Source organism: Arthrobacter sp. ISL-72, from assembly GCF_018613755.1.
In the GTDB taxonomy this organism is placed as follows: domain Bacteria; phylum Actinomycetota; class Actinomycetes; order Actinomycetales; family Micrococcaceae; genus Arthrobacter.
In genome coordinates this window covers 42,125-60,316 of record NZ_JAGGPP010000022.1, presented here as the reverse complement: position 1 = coordinate 60,316, position 18,192 = coordinate 42,125, and the positions used below count along the sequence as shown (strand labels likewise).

General features: G+C 65.8%; 19 protein-coding genes. 10 read left to right on the top strand and 9 right to left on the bottom strand.

Annotation, left to right across the window (positions count from 1 at the left end; translation table 11 throughout):
* Positions 1-68: 68 nt before the first annotated feature.
* Together nhaA and J7I92_RS17605 are read right to left on the bottom strand one after the other, a co-directional pair.
* A complete protein-coding gene (gene nhaA, locus J7I92_RS17610) occupies positions 69-1,421 on the bottom strand; it encodes a Na+/H+ antiporter NhaA (RefSeq protein ID WP_214842619.1) in 1,353 nt (450 codons plus the stop codon).
* 133 nt (positions 1,422-1,554) lie between these two features.
* Positions 1,555-2,349 (bottom strand): alpha/beta hydrolase, encoded by a 795-nt coding sequence (locus J7I92_RS17605; protein ID WP_214842732.1) that lies wholly within the window; start codon positions 2,347-2,349, stop codon positions 1,555-1,557.
* Between the two features lie 123 nt (positions 2,350-2,472).
* Between J7I92_RS17605 and J7I92_RS17600 the strand changes: the two genes are divergently transcribed.
* The 4 genes from J7I92_RS17600 (at position 2,473) to J7I92_RS17585 (ending at position 6,512) form a co-directional block, all read left to right on the top strand.
* Positions 2,473-3,579 (top strand): GTP pyrophosphokinase family protein, encoded by a 1,107-nt coding sequence (locus tag J7I92_RS17600; RefSeq protein ID WP_214842617.1) that lies wholly within the window; start codon positions 2,473-2,475, stop codon positions 3,577-3,579.
* Positions 3,580-3,585: 6 nt separating this feature from the next.
* Positions 3,586-5,088 carry a SulP family inorganic anion transporter gene (locus J7I92_RS17595; RefSeq protein ID WP_214842615.1) on the top strand — a complete coding sequence of 501 codons (1,503 nt, stop codon included), beginning with the start codon at positions 3,586-3,588 and terminating at the stop codon, positions 5,086-5,088.
* Positions 5,089-5,211: 123 nt separating this feature from the next.
* Positions 5,212-5,406, top strand: coding sequence for a YegP family protein (locus J7I92_RS17590; protein WP_214842613.1), 195 nt, complete (start codon positions 5,212-5,214; stop codon positions 5,404-5,406).
* A gap of 101 nt (positions 5,407-5,507) precedes the next feature.
* Positions 5,508-6,512, top strand: a complete 1,005-nt coding sequence (locus J7I92_RS17585) for a bile acid:sodium symporter family protein (RefSeq protein WP_214842611.1) — start codon at positions 5,508-5,510, stop codon at positions 6,510-6,512.
* A gap of 23 nt (positions 6,513-6,535) precedes the next feature.
* On the opposite strand, the gene J7I92_RS17580 is transcribed toward J7I92_RS17585, so the two are convergent.
* Positions 6,536-7,150, bottom strand: coding sequence for a TetR/AcrR family transcriptional regulator (locus J7I92_RS17580; RefSeq protein ID WP_251040097.1), 615 nt, complete (start codon positions 7,148-7,150; stop codon positions 6,536-6,538).
* Between the two features lie 178 nt (positions 7,151-7,328).
* Between J7I92_RS17580 and J7I92_RS17575 the strand changes: the two genes are divergently transcribed.
* The gene (locus J7I92_RS17575) at positions 7,329-8,267 is read left to right on the top strand and encodes a multidrug effflux MFS transporter (RefSeq protein WP_251040095.1); all 939 of its coding nucleotides are present in this window, start codon (positions 7,329-7,331) and stop codon (positions 8,265-8,267) included.
* Between the two features lie 106 nt (positions 8,268-8,373).
* Here J7I92_RS17575 and J7I92_RS17570 read toward each other — a convergent pair whose 3' ends face one another.
* A complete protein-coding gene (locus J7I92_RS17570; protein ID WP_214842608.1) occupies positions 8,374-9,075 on the bottom strand; it encodes a PAS and ANTAR domain-containing protein in 702 nt (233 codons plus the stop codon).
* 5 nt (positions 9,076-9,080) lie between these two features.
* The gene (locus J7I92_RS24010; protein WP_251040094.1) at positions 9,081-9,437 is read right to left on the bottom strand and encodes a hypothetical protein; all 357 of its coding nucleotides are present in this window, start codon (positions 9,435-9,437) and stop codon (positions 9,081-9,083) included.
* 413 nt (positions 9,438-9,850) lie between these two features.
* Between J7I92_RS24010 and J7I92_RS17560 the strand changes: the two genes are divergently transcribed.
* Complete coding sequence (locus tag J7I92_RS17560) at positions 9,851-10,216, top strand: helix-turn-helix transcriptional regulator (RefSeq protein ID WP_214842606.1); 366 nt, start codon at positions 9,851-9,853, stop codon at positions 10,214-10,216.
* A 4-nt stretch (positions 10,217-10,220) separates the two neighbouring features.
* Here the strand turns inward: J7I92_RS17560 and J7I92_RS17555 are convergent, their stop codons facing one another.
* Positions 10,221-10,976, bottom strand: a complete 756-nt coding sequence (locus tag J7I92_RS17555) for a lytic transglycosylase domain-containing protein (RefSeq protein WP_214842604.1) — start codon at positions 10,974-10,976, stop codon at positions 10,221-10,223.
* Between the two features lie 50 nt (positions 10,977-11,026).
* A complete protein-coding gene (locus J7I92_RS17550) occupies positions 11,027-12,133 on the bottom strand; it encodes a TRAP transporter substrate-binding protein (RefSeq protein ID WP_214842602.1) in 1,107 nt (368 codons plus the stop codon).
* A gap of 295 nt (positions 12,134-12,428) precedes the next feature.
* Between J7I92_RS17550 and J7I92_RS17545 the strand changes: the two genes are divergently transcribed.
* The 4 genes from J7I92_RS17545 (at position 12,429) to J7I92_RS17530 (ending at position 14,584) form a co-directional block, all read left to right on the top strand.
* Positions 12,429-13,238, top strand: a complete 810-nt coding sequence (locus J7I92_RS17545; protein ID WP_214842600.1) for an SDR family oxidoreductase — start codon at positions 12,429-12,431, stop codon at positions 13,236-13,238.
* Between the two features lie 19 nt (positions 13,239-13,257).
* A complete protein-coding gene (locus J7I92_RS17540) occupies positions 13,258-13,431 on the top strand; it encodes a hypothetical protein (RefSeq protein WP_214842598.1) in 174 nt (57 codons plus the stop codon).
* A 207-nt stretch (positions 13,432-13,638) separates the two neighbouring features.
* Positions 13,639-14,388: a glycosyltransferase family 2 protein gene (locus J7I92_RS17535; protein ID WP_251040093.1), complete on the top strand. Its 750-nt coding sequence runs from the start codon at positions 13,639-13,641 to the stop codon at positions 14,386-14,388.
* 1 nt (position 14,389) lies between these two features.
* Positions 14,390-14,584, top strand: a complete 195-nt coding sequence (locus tag J7I92_RS17530; protein ID WP_214842596.1) for a DUF2795 domain-containing protein — start codon at positions 14,390-14,392, stop codon at positions 14,582-14,584.
* A 65-nt stretch (positions 14,585-14,649) separates the two neighbouring features.
* Here the strand turns inward: J7I92_RS17530 and J7I92_RS17525 are convergent, their stop codons facing one another.
* Both J7I92_RS17525 and J7I92_RS17520 read right to left on the bottom strand, forming a co-directional pair.
* A complete protein-coding gene (locus J7I92_RS17525) occupies positions 14,650-16,449 on the bottom strand; it encodes a biotin carboxylase N-terminal domain-containing protein (protein WP_214842594.1) in 1,800 nt (599 codons plus the stop codon).
* On the bottom strand, positions 16,449-18,182 hold the full coding sequence (locus J7I92_RS17520; protein WP_214842592.1) for a carboxyltransferase domain-containing protein: 1,734 nt from the start codon (positions 18,180-18,182) through the stop codon (positions 16,449-16,451). The genes J7I92_RS17525 and J7I92_RS17520 overlap by 1 nt, the downstream gene beginning before the upstream one ends.
* Positions 18,183-18,192: the final 10 nt, after the last annotated feature.

The following is an 18,192-nucleotide window of genomic DNA, read 5'->3' as shown; positions in this document are numbered from 1 at the left end:
GCGCGGGCTTCCCGGCCCTACCCAAAAACCGTACGCCCGGGGGCGTGGGGCGGCAAGGGTCCTTGTCCTCAGCCGCGGTTCCCGTGCTGATAGACGTCCGGGATGCCGTCCTGGTCCGAGTCCACCTTCTCCAGTTCTTCGGCCTGGCGGTACTGGCGGTTCCTGGTCATCAGCACAGACGTTGCCAGCAGGGCAGCCAGGAGTGACGCTGCCAGGATGCCGACCTTGGCATGGTCGTCGTGCAGGCTCCCATGGCCGAAGCTCAGTTCCGCGACCAGCAGGGACACGGTGAAGCCGATTCCGGCCAGGAGCGAGACTCCGAACACGTCGATCCAGTTGAAGGAACCGTCCAGCCTGGCCCTGGTGGCCTTGGTGAGGACCCAGGTGGTGCCCATGATGCCAATAGGTTTGCCGAGGACCAGGGCCATGATGATGCCGACAGCCACGGGGTCCGCCAGGGCCGAGCCCAGGCCTTCCCAGCCGCCCACCGCCACGCCTGCGGAGAAGAAGGCGAAGACGGGAACGGCAACCCCTGCGGAGATGGGGCGGAACCGGTGCTCGAACGTTTCGGCAAGGCCCGGCCCGGCCTCGGGGCCGCCGCCGGCCTTGGAACGGAGCACCGGCACGGCGAATCCAAGCAGCACCCCGGCCACCGTGGCATGGATGCCGGAAGCGTGCACCAACGCCCAGGTGGCAATGCCCAGCGGCAGCAGGATGGCCCACGCGGCCATGAAGTGGGCACCGAAAAAGCGGCTGTACTTGTGGGCCAGGAAGGCATACAGCGCCAGCGGCATGAGGGCGAGCAGCAGCGGGGCCGGCTGGACGTCGCTGGAGTAGAAGAACGCGATGATGCTGATGGCGATCAGGTCGTCCACCACGGCCAGGGTGAGCAGGAAGATGCGCAGTGCGCTGGGCAGGTGGGAACCGATGATGGCCAGGACTGCCACGGCAAACGCGATGTCAGTGGCTGTGGGGATGGCCCAGCCGCGCAGGGTCTCGGGACTGTAGATGTTCACCGCGGTGTAGATCAGCGCCGGGACCAGCACGCCGCCGGCTGCGGCCGCCACGGGAACAATCGATGTGCTGATTTGGCGCAGGTCCCCCGCTACGAACTCGCGCTTGAGTTCCAGGCCTACCAGGAAGAAGAAGATGGCCAGCAACCCGTCCGCAGCCCAGGCCCCCAGGCTGAGATCCAGATGCCAGGGCTCGTAGCCGATCCGGAAATCCCGCAGGGCGAAATAGCTGTCCGAGACAGGCGAATTTGCCCAGACCAGGGCGATCACGGCGGCGGCCACCAGCAGCACGCCGCCCACCGTTTCCTTCCGCAGGATTTCTCCGATGCGGAGCGATTCCGCGTAGCTGCCGTAGCCAAGGACGGTGCGCGGTTTTGCGTCGGGGGCGGGCGGGGGCGAATAGCTCATGAGGCGTCCTAAACGTTGGGTCGACAAAACCATGCCGACCAGACTTCCCGGCGCACCTCCGTCCAGCCTAACCGAAAACACGGTTCCGAAAATACGGTGACCTCCCCCGATTAGGCAGGGGCCTCGGGAGGGTTTAGCCCAGGAGTTCCTGCACCAGGTCCCGGCACTTTCGGTAGGCGGGCGCTTTGGGATCGATCAGGCAGAAGTGGTCGCCGGGCACCATCAGCAGCTGGACCGGCCCGCCCACGGCCTTGGCTGCGCGGGCATAGGCGTCGGACTGGCTCGCGGGAACGGTATCGTCCTCGCTGCCGTGGACTGCGTAAACGGGGACCCGCAGCGGGACTGCACTCATGGGGTCGACGTACTTGTGACGCTTCGGGTACTTCGCCGACGAGCCGCCCAGCAGGTTGCTGACCGCGCCGTTGCTGAGGTTCAGCTTTTCGGCATCGGCCAGGTTCAGGAGCCCGGCCTGGCTGACCACCCCGGTGAGGTGCACCGCGCCGTCGTCGTTCTTCCGCTGCAGCTGGCGGTCCGCGTCAGGCGCGCCGAGCTGCCCGAGCCGTTCCCGCCCGGCCGCCCAGACGGCCAGGTGCCCGCCGGCGGAGTGGCCCAGCGCCACCACTTTGTGCAGGCTGAGGCCGTGGGTCCCGGCGACGTCCCTGAGCTTGTCGATGCCCGCCAGCACGTCTTCGAAAGTGTGCGGCCAGCCGCCGCCGTTCCCGGCGCGCCGGTACTCCAGGTTCCAGGCGGCCATTCCGTGCATGGCGAGGTCCCTGGCGAGCGGCTCGCCCAGTTCGGCCCCGTACTGCGAACGCCAGTACCCGCCGTGGATCACCACCACCACGCCACGGGTGCCCGGGGCGTCCGGCAGGAAAAGCTCACCCCACTGGCTGGGGTCCTCGCCGTATTGGTACTTGTGCCGCTTCACCATGTCCTCCTCCTGTGCCGAGCCTACCTTGGGCGCCGGGCTGCTTGCGCCCTGCGGGTTCGACGGCGGCCTGCGGGGGTGTCTTCCCCCGCAGCTGTCGTACGCCACCCGTAAGCTGGAAACATGGCAACCAATTGGGACCGCCTGGACGCAGGCCTGCGCCAGTCCGTGCAGGAAAACGTGGACCTCTACGAGCGAGTCCGCCCTGCCCTGAAGCTGGTCACCCGGGAAGTCCTGCTCACGCTGCGGAGCATGCTCAAGGACACCGAAGTGACACCCCTTTTCGTCACCGGCCGCACCAAAACGGTGGAATCCTTCAAGGAGAAGATTTCCCGTACGGAGAAGCCGTTGGAACCCGGCGGACCGCCGGTCCTGAAATTCCCGGATCCGTTCCGGACCCTCAATGACATGGTCGGCGTCCGGGTGATCACCAAGCTGCCCGCGGAAAATGCGGTGGTGGCCAACCTCATCAAACGCCAGCGCCAGCTGTTTGACTGCCGCGGCGACCGCGAAAAGGACATCGGTTCCATCGAGTCCGGCACGTACGGCTATTCCAGCCGCCACCTGATCCTGCGCACCATCCAGAATGAGGCGGTCAAGGAGTACCAGCAGGTGTTCAACCCGGACATACAACCCAACGGCAGCTACTTTTTCGAATGCCAGATCCGCACCGTTTTTGCCCACGCCTGGAGCGAGATCGAGCATGACATCCGCTTCAAGGCCGAGGACCCCCGCGCCTGGACCCCGCACTTTGACCGCCAGTTCACTGCCACTGCGGCAATGCTGGAGACGGTGGAAAGCGCCTTCGCGGACCTGCATGAACGCTACGAGGAAGTCCGAGGCTACTGGGACATGGACGGTGAGGGCGCCGCACAGCTCACGCCCAACCGGATCCGCGACGTCTGGCGGACGCTCCTGCCGCACGTAGACCGTAAAGTGGATGATGACTGGGGCTGGGCGGCCGAACTCATGGCGGCACACGGCCTCAACCAGACGGTGCAGCTTGCCGGGCTGCTCAGCGCCAACCGGATCACCGAAGTCCGCAAGGCCCTGGACCACAGGTACTCCCCCGGCCCCGACCGGCTGCTGGACGACCTGCTGCTGTGGCAGTACGGCACCAAACACATCGACCTCACTGCGGAGGCGCCCGACGTCGTCCCCCACTCCCGGCGCGACAGCCTCCTGCGGCGGCTGAAGCAGATCGAGCGCTACCGCCAGACCAAACAATAGGAACAAATGAAGCCCGAACAACTCCAATCCGTCCGGGCTACGCTCCGTTCCCCGCGCCGCCTCAAGACCGAAGCCCTTGCCGGGCTGGTTGTGGCGCTGGCGCTCATCCCCGAGGCGATTGCGTTCTCCGTCATCGCCGGAGTGGATCCCCGGATCGGGCTGTTTGCGTCCTTCACCATGGCCGTCACCATCTCCTTCGTGGGCGGCAGGCCCGCGATGATCTCGGCAGCCACCGGCGCGGTTGCCCTGGTGATCGCCCCGCTGATGAGGAGCCACGGGCTGGACCACCTGATCGCCGCGGTGATCCTGGCAGGGGTCTTCCAGATCCTGCTGGCGGTCCTGGGCGTCACCAAACTCATGCGCTTCATTCCCCGCTCCGTGATGGTGGGATTCGTGAACGCGCTGGCCATCCTGGTGTTCATGGCGCAGTTGCCCGAGCTGATCGGTGTTCCCTGGCTGGTCTATCCGCTCGTGGCTGCCGGCCTGGTGATCGTTGTTGCGCTCCCGCGGCTGACGTCGGCCGTGCCCTCCCCGCTGGTAGCGATCGTGGCCCTCACGCTGTTTGCGGTGCTGGCGAAGGTGGACGTTCCGGCCGTCCAGGACAAGGGCGAGCTACCCGAGAGCCTGCCTTCCCTCTTCATTCCCAACGTCCCGCTGACACTGGAAACCTTCCAGGTCATCGCCCCGTTTGCGCTGTCCATGGCGCTGGTGGGCCTGCTTGAATCGCTCCTGACGGCGAAACTGGTTGACGACATCACCGATACGCGCTCCAACAAGACCAGGGAATCCTGGGGCCAGGGGGTCGCGAACATCGTCACCGGCTTCCTGGGCGGCATGGGGGGCTGCGCCGTGATCGGCCAGACCATGATCAACGTCAAGGGATCCGGCGCCCGCACCCGGATCTCCACGTTCCTCGCCGGCGTCTTCCTCCTGCTCCTGGTGGTGACTTTGGGCGACATTGTGGGCCTGATCCCCATGGCAGCACTGGTGGCCGTGATGATCTTCGTCTCCGCAATCACCTTCGACTGGCACTCCATCGCGCCCAAGACCCTCAAGCGGATGCCCAAGTCCGAGACGGCCGTCATGCTCATCACCGTCGGCACGGTGGTGCTCACGCACAACCTGGCCATCGGAGTCGGCGTCGGCGTCCTGGCGGCCATGGCGATGTTCGCCCGCCGGGTGGCGCATTTCGCCACAGTTGAACGAACTGAAATCGAGCTCAACGGCGAAACCGTGGCAACCTACACCGTGGACGGCGAGCTGTTCTTCGCGTCCTCCAACGACCTTTATACCCAGTTCGAGTATGCCCGCGATTCCGCCCCGGCCGTGGACCGCGTGATCATCGACCTGCATGCCTCGCACCTCTGGGATGCCTCCACCATCGCCGTCCTGGATGCCGTCACCGAGAAGTACCGCAGGCACGGGCGGGAAGTGGAACTCATCGGTTTGAATTCCGCAAGCAGGCAGATGCGTGAGCGGTTGGCCGGGAAGCTCAACGCCGGACACTGAGCATGCCTCGGCTACGGGGACACAAAACGTTGTGAAATTCATGTGACAAGAATTGTCATCTATGATCACTGAAGGAGAAACGCGCAGCCGGACGGCTGCGCACAACCTCGGGGGAGATCCACCATGGCAGGCAAATTTGAACTCGTCGCTGCGGAGCAAGGCGGTGTCCGCATCCGGCTCGTGAACGGCGCGGGCGCCATCCTGGCCGTTTCGGGAATCTACCGGGACAGCGCAGCGGCCGCTTCCGGCGTCACGGAGATCCGTGAGCACGCCGCAACGGCACACATCGCCGATTACAGCAGCGGCCCCCAGCCCTAGCCGCCCCGCTCAGGGGCCCCTCCGACCATGGTCGCGACACAAATGTCAGACGTCTGTTCACGAACTGGCCGAATTAGGCGCCCGAATGTGAGCATTATTGGATGCTTGAGGCAACAAAACCCCACGAAAGCTCCACGGCCAGTACCGAAACCAATGCCGCACCGCTGAACCCGGCGCTAGCGGCAGAGGCCAAGATCGCCCGGATCGCGGTCACGGTCTTCCCGCTCCTGGTAGTGGTCGCAGGCATTGCCGGCTTCCTCCTGCCCGGCGCCTTCAAACCGATGGGCCCCAGCGTCCCCTACCTCCTGGGCGTCATCATGTTCTGCATGGGCCTGACGCTCACCCCTCCGGACTTCGCCTCCGTGGTCAAACGGCCCTGGGCCGTGGTGCTGGGCATCGTGGCACACTACGTGATCATGCCCGGTGCCGGCTGGCTGATTGCCGTTGCGCTCAACCTGCCGCCGGAGCTGGCAGTGGGACTGATCCTCGTGGGCTGCGCACCGTCCGGAACTGCGTCCAACGTGATGGCCTTCCTGGCCAAGGGCGACGTTGCCCTCTCGGTGGCCGTCGCATCCGTCTCCACGCTGATCGCTCCAATCGTCACGCCCCTCCTGGTCCTTTTCCTGGCCGGATCCTTCCTCCACATCGATGCCGGGGCGATGGTCCTGGACATCGTCAAGACCGTCCTGCTGCCGGTGGTCGCGGGCCTGGTGGCGCGCCTGTTCCTCAAGAAGCTCGTTGCGAAGGTTCTGCCGGCGCTCCCCTGGGCTTCCGCCGTCGTTATTTCCCTCATCGTCGCGATCGTGGTGGCGGGCAGTGCCAGCAAGATCGTCGCTGCTGGCGGCATCGTCTTCCTCGCGGTTGTCCTGCACAACGGCTTTGGCCTGGGTCTGGGATATTTGGCCGGGAAGCTCGGCCGCCTGGACGACAAGGCCCGGCGCGCCCTGGCATTCGAGGTGGGAATGCAGAACTCCGGACTGGCAGCCACGCTGGCGACTGCGCACTTCAGCCCGCTGGCTGCGTTGCCCTCCGCTGTGTTCTCGCTCTGGCACAACATCTCAGGTGCGATCGTGGCAGCCTGGCTGGCCCGGCGGCCGCTGCGCTAACCCGTTGAGCTGCGCTGGGCAGTTCAGCTGCGGTGGTGTTCGATGAGCCAGCCGGCCATCTGCTGCGCCCGCTTGGAAGCCAGGAAGTCGCCTTCAGTGGCCGAAATAATCGACCCCTTCATCAGGATGTGCCAGGACCTGGCGAACTCCTCCGTGCGGGTCAGCCCGGCTTCCTCGGCCAAGGCCTCGATGTGGCCGCGGATCCTGCTCAGGTAGCCGATGCTCGCCTTCCCCAGCGTATGTTCGGGCCCCATCTCCAGCAGGACGTTGATGAATGTGCAGGCCTCGAAGTCATCGCGGTGGAACCAGTCCCCAAACACGTCGAAAACGGCCAGCAGGCGCCCTTCGGGAGTGTTTCCGCGCCGGCGCGCTTCGGAGACAATGAGGTCCACGGTCCACACCTGGTCGCGAAGCGCCAGGAAAGCCAGGACAAGGGCATCCTTTGACGGGAAGTGCCGGTAGAACGTTGCCTTGGCAACGCCGGAACGGCTGATGAGCTCGTTGGTGCCCACATCGCGGATCCCGCGGCGCGAGAAGAGCTCATAAGCGGTGGCAAGAATGCGGTCCACAGGGTTGTCGCGGCCCGCCATTGCCTGCGGAGGCAACAACGTGGAAGGTTTGGCGTCTTCGGCTGTCATCGTAGAAGAAACTTTACATGCGGCCGGAGTGACCCTTGATGCTCGTTGATCCCAGATGACGCAGCTGTTAATCGGTCAGGGTGGGGGAGGTACTGCCAGAACCGGGATAGGGAGGGCACTGGCTACGGCTGGCGGGGCCCGGTGTCATTGACTGTGACCCCTTACGAACGGAGCCAGTATGACCGCCGTCGATAATGCGATGCCCACCCGCGAACGTGCCGTGAGCCGGCCGCTGGCCATTGTCCTTAGCCTGCTGACCATCTTCGGCCCGATTTCCATGGACCTCTACCTGCCGGTTCTTCCGGCCCTCACTGCAGAGCTGCAGAGCGTGACGTCGGTTGCCCAGCTGACCATCACCGCGTGCCTGCTCGGCCTGGCGCTCGGCCAGGTCATCGCCGGCCCGGTGTCGGACCGCTTCGGCCGCCGTTTGCCCCTGCTGGTCGGGGTCATCGCGTACACCGTCACTTCGGCGCTGTGCGCGCTCAGCCCAACCATCGAGACTCTCATCGCGGCGCGGTTCGTCCAGGGCCTGGCCGGAGCCGTAGGGATCGTGATCGCCCAGGCCGCAGGCCGGGACGTGTACTCGGGCAGCAAGCTCCTGCGCTACTACGGCCGCCTGACAGTCCTGGGCGGGCTCGCCGCCGTCGTCGGCCCGGTCATCGGGGGACAACTGGCCGCGGTGACGGACTGGCGCGGGGTGTTCCTGTTCCTGGCAGCGGTGGGCGTGGTGATCCTGGCGGCCTCGGTGCTGGTCTTCCGCGAGACCCTGCCCGCCGAACTGCGCACCACCGGCGGCGTGGCCCACACGATCCATGACTTCCGCCGGCTGCTGGCGGACCGCACGTTCGTGGGAGCGGTGCTGATCACCGGCTTCACTTACTCCGCGATCTTCGCCTACCTCAGCGGGGCAACGTTTGTCCTCCAGGACATCTATGGCCTTTCCCCGCAGGAATATTCGTTTGCGTTCGGCCTGAACTCGCTGGGCTTCATGGTGTTCGGCTTCATCGCAGGCCGCACGGCCGAGCGGTGGTCCTGGCCCGGTTCGCCCTCGGCGGCCTGGCCGCACCGCTCGTCGGCATCGGCGGAGCCCACGACCCCGTGCCCTTCGGCATGGTAACCGTCGCATCCGCCGCCGCGGCGGCGCTGTGCATCGGACTCATCAACGGACACCGGCAGGTCCACGGTCGGCCTGCCGCCTGAAGACAGGCTGGGCCGGGGAGCCGTCAGTGTTGGGTTCGTTGCGCCGAGCGGCGTTGCACGCCGATGGTTCTGGACCGATGCCGGGCAGCGCCACCATGGAGCGCCTGAATGAAGCAGTCCAGCGCTGCCGGGTCTTTGGTGTTGTTGGCCAGGTCCACGAGGTCAGCGGCAGTCCTGGCCAGCTTGATGTTCCTGTGCTGGCTGTGGTTGACCAGGAGCTTGAAGGCTTCCTCCGAACCTATATGCAGCGCACCCATCAGGATGCCTTTGGCCTGCTCAATGGTGCTGCGGCTCGCGTAGGCAGCAGTGACCGCCGCACGGGCGAACTGTTCGGACTCCCGCTGCAGGGTCCTGGTGAGGTCGATGACCAAACCGTCAATGTGGCTTAGCCTGCCAGATTCGTCGAGGATGCCCTCCCCTGTTGTCAGTATCCTGTGTACCCGCAGGCGGGCATCAATCAGCCGGTCGTAGCTGAAAAAGCTGCCCCCGGTGGCCAGGATCCGCGTGAAGATCTCCCTGCTCCGGTTGCGGTCGTCCGGATGCTTGTGCGAGAGGAACAGGTCGAGGGTGGGTACGATTTCCCCGCGTCCATACCCGTGGATTCGGTAAAGCTCCTCGGACCAGTCCAGCTTTCCGGTGGCCGCATCAAACCGGAAGGTGCCCGCGATGCAATCCGCGGCCGCAAGGGCAGTGGAGTCCGGCTCCGGGGCTCTCGGTTCGGCCACGGGACTCAACACGCACGGAAATCAGCGACGGCGGGTCCCTGCCTGAGGGATTGCTGCCACCTGACCAGAATCTGCTGCTTCCGACTTGCCGCCCTCCCGCCCAGAGCACGGGCTGCGGACGATACGCGGGAGCGCGGCAGCCTGGCGGGACTGGCGGATCCCGCCGGAAGAAGCTTCCGTTTTTCGGGGCTGTCAGCTCCCGGGACGGGAGCGACATCCAGCGGGCGCGTCTTCGCGCCCGGGATGCCCTCATTCTTTGGCGCCGGGATTTCGGTGACGAAGCCCATTCCTGCATACTCCCGAACCTCGGCGATGCCGGCGACCGCGGCACGCTTGTCAGGGAAGGGCTTGGAGAGTGCCATGACGGTTCCATCCGGAGCGGTCAGGCGAAATCTAAAAGTAGTTGCTGAGTCGGCGAATAGTTCGAACATTCCTGCCAATTGAACCCCCTGGATATTGGGATCACGCCACCCCGACGACGACGTTGTCAGCGGAAGCAGCCTGAATCCATCCATGTGTTGCCGGCCTCTTGTGATCGCCGGGCGCTAATTGATGAATTCATGAAAGTCTGAACTACCCGGGCCGTCCGCGCAAGGGGTGCCCACTTACTAAATGCCGTGAACATCCGAACCCGGCCGGGGCTACGATAGACATGCACATCACGCCGATTCGCGTGGACGCGAGACAGACCTTTCTGTCCGTCATAGGCTGTATTCGTTGAACAGGTGTTGCCAGGATGCTGAGCGCCGAAGTGTGGATTTAGAAGGGAGGCCCGATGAAGGACGATCTGCCTGTAGGTCTGGTCCTGAGTGATGTGAAGGCCGAACTTTTCAAGTCCATGGGCCACCCCGCGCGGATCCAGGTCCTGGAGATGCTTGCCGACGGCCCCGTGGCCGTGAGCAGTTTGCGTGACGGCACCGGCCTGGAGCCCTCGAACCTCTCCCAGCACCTGGGCGTGCTCCGCCGCCAGCGCCTGATCATCCCGTCGCGCCAGGACGGCAGGCTGTTCTACGAACTGTCCTGCCCCGAAGTCAGCAGCCTCCTCCTGTCGGCCCGCTCGCTCCTCGGCACCGTGCTGCAGTCCACACGCCTGACGCTCACGTCGTTGGAGGAGCCCACGACTGAGCCCGCACTCCGCTAGGACATCAGCTTGCAGCCCCGGCCCGCGCGGCATACGCAGTTGCCGCGTCCCGCACCTGGTTCACGTAAGCATCGGACTGGTTGTAGGAGTAGACGGCGTCAGCCCACCCCGTATCCGTAACAAGGTCCCGTCCTCCCGCGCAGAGGTAGAAGGCGGCGCTGACAGCAGCGTCGTCGATGTTGGCGGGATCGGCGGTTCCGTCGCCGTTCCCGTCCCGCCCTGCGATCTGCCAGGTGGAGGGGATGAACTGCATCGGCCCCACCGCGTGGTCCCAGAGGGCATCACCGTCAAGGGCACCGCCGTCCGTATCGGCGATGGCGGCAAATCCGGTGCCGTTGAGGCTTGGCCCCACAATTTGGCGGCTCGCCTGCCCGGAGGCCGAGAGGCTTCCGTCGCCGTACGTCCCGTGACCCGATTCGGCGAAACCGATGCCCGCAAGTGTGTTCCATCCGATCCCGCACCCGGCTTCACCGTGGTTGGCCGCGGCCGCGGCGCCCGCGTAGGCCTGCAGGGCGCGGGCAGGTATTCCGGTCCGGGCGGCGGTCCGAGCCAGCCATTCCGCATCTACGATTCCCTTGGTAACGTTCAGCGCATGGGTGCTGTTCGTTGAGAGCTGCCCGAGTTGGGCCACGGCCTGTGGCGGCGCCAGCAGGATCCCGGCCGCCTGCTGGCCGCCCATGCGGAGTGCCCAGAACAGAAAGCCCGTTACAACGCAAAATAGGAAGAGGCTAAGGACTGCCAGGCGCTTCAGACGGAGCATGGCTCATTCCTATCAAACTTCCACGTCTCGTGATTACCGTTGACGTCTGCCTAACCGCCGGGGCCGCAGGGAGGGATGGCGGCGGGGGCAGGTTCACCGGCGGCCAGGTCCCTGATCCTGGCGATGCGATTCTTGGTTTCGGGATCCGCCTCAAGCTTCGCGTAAACAGCTTCACCCGCGGATTTGAACGCGGCAATCTCTGCATCCGTGGCGGTGACAACCGTTCCGCCGCTACGGCAGAAGGCGGCGGCGTCGTCAGCCACAGCCGTCATGGCGCCCGCGGCCCAGGTGCGCGTGGCGGCCGCGGCGTCCTTAAGGTTCTGCAGCTGGGTCTCACTGAGGGCATTAAAGGCCTTGATGTTGACGACGAGGGAGTTCACTTTGGGATAGAGCGTCAGGTTGCCTGTAGCCGTGGTCGGTTCCGGCAAAGTATCGGCGAAGGCGAACGAGGATTCCGCAGCCGCTACCTTGCCGGCGGCGATGCCGTCCGGAAACGCCTCACCCACCAGGTCATCGGGAGTGGCACCGAGTGCTTTCAGGAGTTCGTAGGTGGTGTCGGAGCGTGGCGCCCGCACAGCCTTGCCGGCAAGGTCGGCCGGCTTGAGCAGCGGCCCCGTGAAGGAAAAAAGCATCCGCGTGCCTTCCGGGAACAGCGCAAGCCCGGACACACCGGCCCTGTCCAGGCCGGCGAGCATTTCGTCGGCGACGGCGGGCTCTGTCACCTTTGCCAGCATCGGGTTGGACGTCACCAGGAACGGGGCGTGCAGCGCCGCGAAGGCATCCACGCCTTCGGTGTCCCACGCCCGCGCGGGAACGAGTGCCATCTCGAAGTCCCCGGCCATCACCGCCCGCGCCACCGCCTGGTCCCAGTCGTCTTTGTCATGGCCCACGGCCTTCCACACCGGTTCGATGTGGAGCTTTCCGCCGGAAAGTTCCTTGACCCGGCGGGCGAACTCCTCAATCTGGGCAGCGCCCGGACGGCCCGGGTCATCGTCGGTGGCGATCCGCAGGGTTTTGGATTGTTCAGTAGCCGGCGGTTCCGTTGCCGGTGGATTTGTGTCCGAAGGATTTATGGCGGGCGCGGTGCACCCGGCCCCGGCCAAAAGCGCAACAAAAGCCAGGGTCATCATTTTGCTGACTTTGGACCGATCTCCCATGACAACGCGCCTTCCGGAGTACAAACCACTGATCGACATATCGGCAAGGCAGGTGAAGCAGCGGTAGAAGTAGCGCGCGTATCCGAAAGCTACTCCTTCGCGCCCGGCCAGACAATGGCGGGGCGGTCCAAACGGATCGGAAATGGCGGGACGGAATCTGCCAGACCCCATCCACAGAATTGCAAAGCAGGCTTACTATATAAGGACCCTGACAGGGAAATCGGCGCTTCCGGAAGAACAAACCCGCTGACTGCGTCCCGCAACTCCTGAAAATCACCTCAAGAAGGGCGGCACCATGGAAGACACCACCGGTTTTTCGCCGGCAACCGCAATCGTCACCGGTTCCGATTCAGGGATCGGTCGCGCCACCGCGGTCGCGCTGGCCCGTTCAGGCCTGGACATCGGAATAACGTGGCACTCCGACCGGCAGGGCGCACAGGAAACGGCGGACGAAATCGGCTCCCTCGGGCGTCGTACTGCGATCCGCCAGTTGGACACGACGGACGTCGCAGGCTCTGCTGCCGTCATTGAAGCCCTCGCGGAGGAGCTGGGCGGAGTGGATGTCTTCGTCAACAATGCCGGTAAAGGGGACGGCGTGAAGTTTCTGGACCTTGATGTTCAGACGTGGATGAGGACGTTGGACACCAACCTCAACGGAGCTTTCGTATGCATGCAGGCCGCAGCACGCCACATGGTGAAAGCCGGCAGGGGCGGACGCATCATCGCCGTGACCAGCGTTCACGAAGCACAACCAAGGGTGGGGGCCGCCGCATACGACGCCTCAAAGCACGGACTGGGCGGCCTGGTGAAAACAATGGCGTTGGAACTGGCGAAGTTCGGCATCACGGCCAACAGCGTGGCTCCGGGCGAGATCGCCACGCCCATGACCGGCCAAACCGACCAGGATCCAACAAAAACCGAGCGGCCAGGCATTCCGTTGGGACGGCCCGGCGATGCCCGGGAAGTGGCCGCCGTGATCGCATTCCTGGCCTCGCCGGCCTCGAGTTACGTTACGGGAGCTTCCTGGGCCGTGGACGGAGGCGTGCTCCAGATGGGCCCGCAGGCCGGCTCGCACATTGACGGCCATGACTGGCGGGAAAACTAACGCAGAGAAAGGCATCCACGTGAACAAGAATCCTTCGAACGATCCTTCAGTTTCCGGCGAGGAAGAACCCCTGGACGAGATTCCCCCGGATGCGTTCGCCCCGGTCATGGACCCGGATCTTGTGCCGGGCGCTAAAGCGGGCACGCCGGAAGAGGAAACTGCCCGGGAACACCCCGAGGAAACCGGCAGCTGACAGCTTGCCCACGCTGTGCTGCCTCGCACACCGCTCTGCATCCTGAAGGAGGCGCGTCTTGAACCGCCATTCGTCGGCCCAATGGGCTTCAGCGAAACCGGACCGCCAGCCTTTGGTGGACATCCTGATTCCCACCCGGAACCGGTGGTCGAACTGGCCATTACCTTATCGGGATTGGCCGCGCAGGAGCGTCCTGTCTTTCGGCTCGTGATCAGTGACCAGTCGGACGGACCTCCCCCTTGGGAGAATGGCCCGGTTGCCGCCATCATCCGCGTGCTGAGGGCCCAGGGAACAGCGGTTGAGCTGCTCCCACATCTTCCTCCCCGGGGCATGGCCGAACACCGGGCGTTCCTCCTGGAGCAGGCATCCGCGGAGAAGGTCCTCTTTCTGGACGACGATGTCTGGTTGGAGCCGGGCGCCCTCGCACGGATGAATGAGGCGCTCGACGCACTCAACTGCGGCTTTGTGGGGATGGCGCCCCAAGGCTTGTCCTACTTGGAGGACCGAAGGCCCGAGCAGACCGCCACGTTCACTCCATGGGAGGGCCCTGTAACGCCGGAGCGGATCAGGCCCGGCGAGCCTGCCTTTCAGCGCTGGCCACTGCACAGCGCTGCCAATCTGACCCACCTCAGCTCGCAGCTCGGCCTCGAATCCGGGCAATGGATACCGTACAAAGTTGCCTGGCTTGGCGGATGCACCTTGTACCGCCGCCAGGCCCTGGAAGACGCCGGGGGATTTGATTTCTGGACACAACTCCCTCCGGACCACTGCGGCGAGGACGTGGTGGCGCAATGGCGCGTGATGGAAAAGCACGGCGGCGCGGGGATCCTGCCCGCCGGAGCGGTGCACCTGGAATCCCCCACCACGGTGACCGACCGGCGAGTGGAGGCCTTCGACGTCGTGCTGGCGGCGACGGCGGACGAAAGAACCCAGCAACTGACGACAGAAAGGCAGTGACATGGCAGACGCACCAAACCCCATCCAGGTCCAAAAATTCCTAGGCGGAATGGATTATCCGGCGAGCCGCGACGCACTCGTTTCGCACGCCGAAGATTCCGGGGCGGACGGCAACGTCCTGGACGCATTGCGGAATATTCCAGATAAGGAATATGACAGCCCGACGGCCGTCAGTTCGGCTGTCTCGGGCGGATAAGCCGCGCGTCCAGTCCTGATCGGCCAAGGTATGGGCCGCGTGTGCAAACGCGGCCCATCACGCCGCTACCCGATCAGCGCCAGCACTGATCCTGCTGCGACCATTCCCCCGGCTTTAGTGCAGATACCCGTCAGCGTTCCATGGCGGTGCGCAGTTACCTGCGTTTCCATCTTCATCGCTTCCAGGACGACGACGGCGTCTCCCGCCGCCACTGCGGCGCCCGGCTCCACGAGCCACTTCACCACGGTTCCGGCCATGTCAGCACGCAACTCCTCGGGGGCGGGCGCCCCGGCACCAGCACTACCAGCACCAGCACTACCGGCGCCAACAGTACCCGCACCGGCAGCACCGGCACCGGCAACACCAGCGCCGAATGCGGCAGTGCCGGCGGACAATGCCCAAGCGTTCAGCAGGTCGGCCGGCAGGCCCACGGCCAGGCGGCGCCCGTCGACGTCGACAGTGATGGTGCGGCGTTCGCCGTCGGGAGCATCGGTGCCGTAGGCGGGGTCCGCCGGGATCCGGTCCGCAAAGTCGGTTTCGATCCAGCGGGTGTGGATGCCCAGGCCGGTCTCGGAGATGAAGTCCGGCGATTCAAGCACGGCTCGATGGAACGGCAGCACGGTGGCCACCCCGGTGATTTCAATTTCGGCGAGGGCGCGACGGGCACGGCGCAGCGCCTGCTGGCGGTCCGCTCCGGTGACGATCAGCTTGGCGAGGAGCGAGTCGAACTGCGGCGCCACAAAGGAGCCGGACCGGACGCCGGTGTCCAGGCGGATGCCCGGCCCCGTGGGGCCGGCGAACGCGGCGATGGTTCCAGGCGAAGGCAGGAACCCGCGCCCCACGTCTTCGGCGTTGAGCCGGAACTCGAAGGAGTGCCCGCGGGACTCGGGGTCCGCCATGAGCCGGAGGTGCTCCCCGGCGGCGATGCGGAACTGTTCCTGGACGAGGTCGATCCCCGTGGTTTCCTCGGTAATAGGATGCTCCACCTGCAGCCGCGTGTTCACTTCCAGGAACGCGACGGTGCCGTCCGCGGCAACCAGGAACTCCACCGTCCCGGCGCCGGAGTAGCCGGCTTCCCGGCAGACTGCCTTGGCGGCATCGTAAATCTGGCGCCGCTGGTCATCACTGAGGAAAGGTGCCGGGGCCTCTTCCACAAGCTTCTGGTGCCGGCGTTGGAGGGAGCAGTCGCGGGTTCCGACAACCACCACATTGCCGTGCGTGTCGGCCAGGACCTGCGCTTCGACATGGCGCGGACGGTCCAGGTAGCGTTCCACAAAGCATTCGCCGCGCCCGAACGCTGCCACGGCTTCACGGACGGCGGAGTCGAAGGCCTCCTCGATCTGGTCCATGGTGCGGACGACCTTCAAACCCCGGCCGCCTCCGCCGAACGCAGCCTTGATGGCGATCGGCAGGCCGTGCTGTTCGGCGAAGGCACGCGCCTCGGCTGCCGAACCCACCGGACCGTCGCTGCCTGCCACGAGCGGAGCACCGGCGCGGACGGCAATCCCGCGCGCCGTAATCTTGTTGCCCAGCTGCCGGATCGCCTCCGGCGCCGGACCGATCCAGGCAAGGCCGGCATCCAGAACAGCCTGGGCGAAATCGGCGTTCTCGGACAGGAAACCATAGCCCGGGTGGACGGCGTCCGCTCCGGCCCGGGCAGCCACGTCGAGCAGCTTGGGGATATTCAGATACGTGTCCGCCGGCGAATTCCCGTCGAGGCTGAAGGCTTCGTCGGCCGCCGCGACGTGCATGGCGTCCGCGTCGATGTCCGCATAGACCGCAACCGACTTCAGCTGCGCATCGTCGCAGGCACGGGCAATCCGGACGGCAATTTCACCACGGTTGGCGATCAGGACCTTGCGCATCAGTTACTCACTTTTTCTTGGGAATCGGTTCGGGAAGTTTGCTGGGCAGAACCCTGCTGTGGAGAGGCCTCTTCGGAAAAACAGCGGAAGCGGATGGTGCCGCCGATGGGCACCTGGGCGGCCAGGTCCAGCTGGTGGTCCACCACGACGCCGATCACGGGGTAGCCGCCGGTGATCGGGTGGTCGGCCAGGAAGAGGACGGGCAGGCCCTCGGGCGGAACCTGGATGGCTCCGGCCACGGTCCCTTCGCTGGGCAGTTCGCCGTGCCGGCTCCGTTGCAGGGGCGTGCCGTCCAGCCGCATGCCCACGCGGTTGGACTGCGGCTTCACTACCCAGTCCTGCCCGCAGAGGGAGTCCATGGCGCCTTTGTCGAACCAGTCCGCGCGCGGGCCCGGGACGATGTCCAGCACGGTGACGCCGTCCCGCGGAAAGTCCGGCTGGAGTTCGGGGTTGCCCACCACGCCGGACTCGGTGTCGTCGCCGGCCGCCAGCTGTTGGCCTGCTGCAAGCGGCGCCGGACCGATGCCGGACATGGTGTCTGTGGAACGGCTGCCCAGCACCGGAGCCGCGTCCACTCCGCCGCGGACGGCAAGGTAGCTGCGGAACCCTGACTGGGGTGCTCCCAGGGTCAGGATTTCGCCGTCAAGCAACGCGAACGGGGTGGCCATGGGAACGCTGCGCCGGCGCGCCGGCTTTTCGGCCTCCGTGCCTGATACAGCGGTGGAGTCAACGCCAGGCTCATCGTCCGACGGCGTGTGGACCGTCAGTGCCGACGGCGCCCCTGTCACGGCCAGGACTTGGTCCCCCACAGCCTGGACCCGCAGCCCGCCGGCCACGCTTTCGATAGCGGCGGCGGAGGGGCTGTTGCCCACCAGCCGGTTGGCCCGGCGCAGTGACGCGCGGTCCAGTGCACCGGCGGCGGAGACTCCCAGGGTGGAGTGGCCGTGCCGGCCGAGGTCCTGGATGAGACTCTGAAGTCCGGGCGAGATGATCCTGAGGCCGGAGCGAGTTTCCTCCCGGGCGGGCGAGGCCCCGGGAGCCGCAGCGTCCGAAACCTCCGGTTCCGGGGCCATGGTCACCACATCCCTGACGGCGCGGAACCGGACGCGGTGACCCGGGCTGGCGAGCGCCGGCTCGGCCCGGTCCAGGTCCCACATGCGTGCCCCGGTACGGCCAATCAGTTGCCAGCCCCCCGGGGAGCTGCGCGGGTACACCGCAGAATAGTTGCCGGCCAGGGCTACGGACCCGGCGGGCACGGCGGTGCGGGGTGAGCTCCGGCGCGGCACTTCCAGGGCCTTGTTCTCCCCCACCATGTAGCCGAACCCGGGTGCGAACCCGGCGAACGCCACCGTCCAGACCTGGCCGGTATGGGCCGCAATAACGCCGTCGGGTCCCAGGCCGGTAAGCCGGCCCACTTCGGCGAGGTCCTCGCCGTCGTACACGGTATCGATGTAAACCAGGCCGCCGTCCTGTCTGGCGGGAGCGGTGAGGTCCAATTCCAGCAGGCGAGCGGCCAGGCGGCGGGCAGCCGCCGGCGATTCGGCGCGGACCATAACGGTCTGCGCCGCCGCGAGCACGTCAACCTGCCCGGGAAGGGGTGATTCCAGGAGCAGGGCCTGCAGGGCCAGGACGTCCTGCAGGCCGGACAGCTCCGCGAGCACCGCGTGCGTTCCCACCGGCCGCACCGAGAGGACCTTGTTCACGGTCAGGGTTTCCATTGCTGCTGCTTTCATCGTTGTTGGC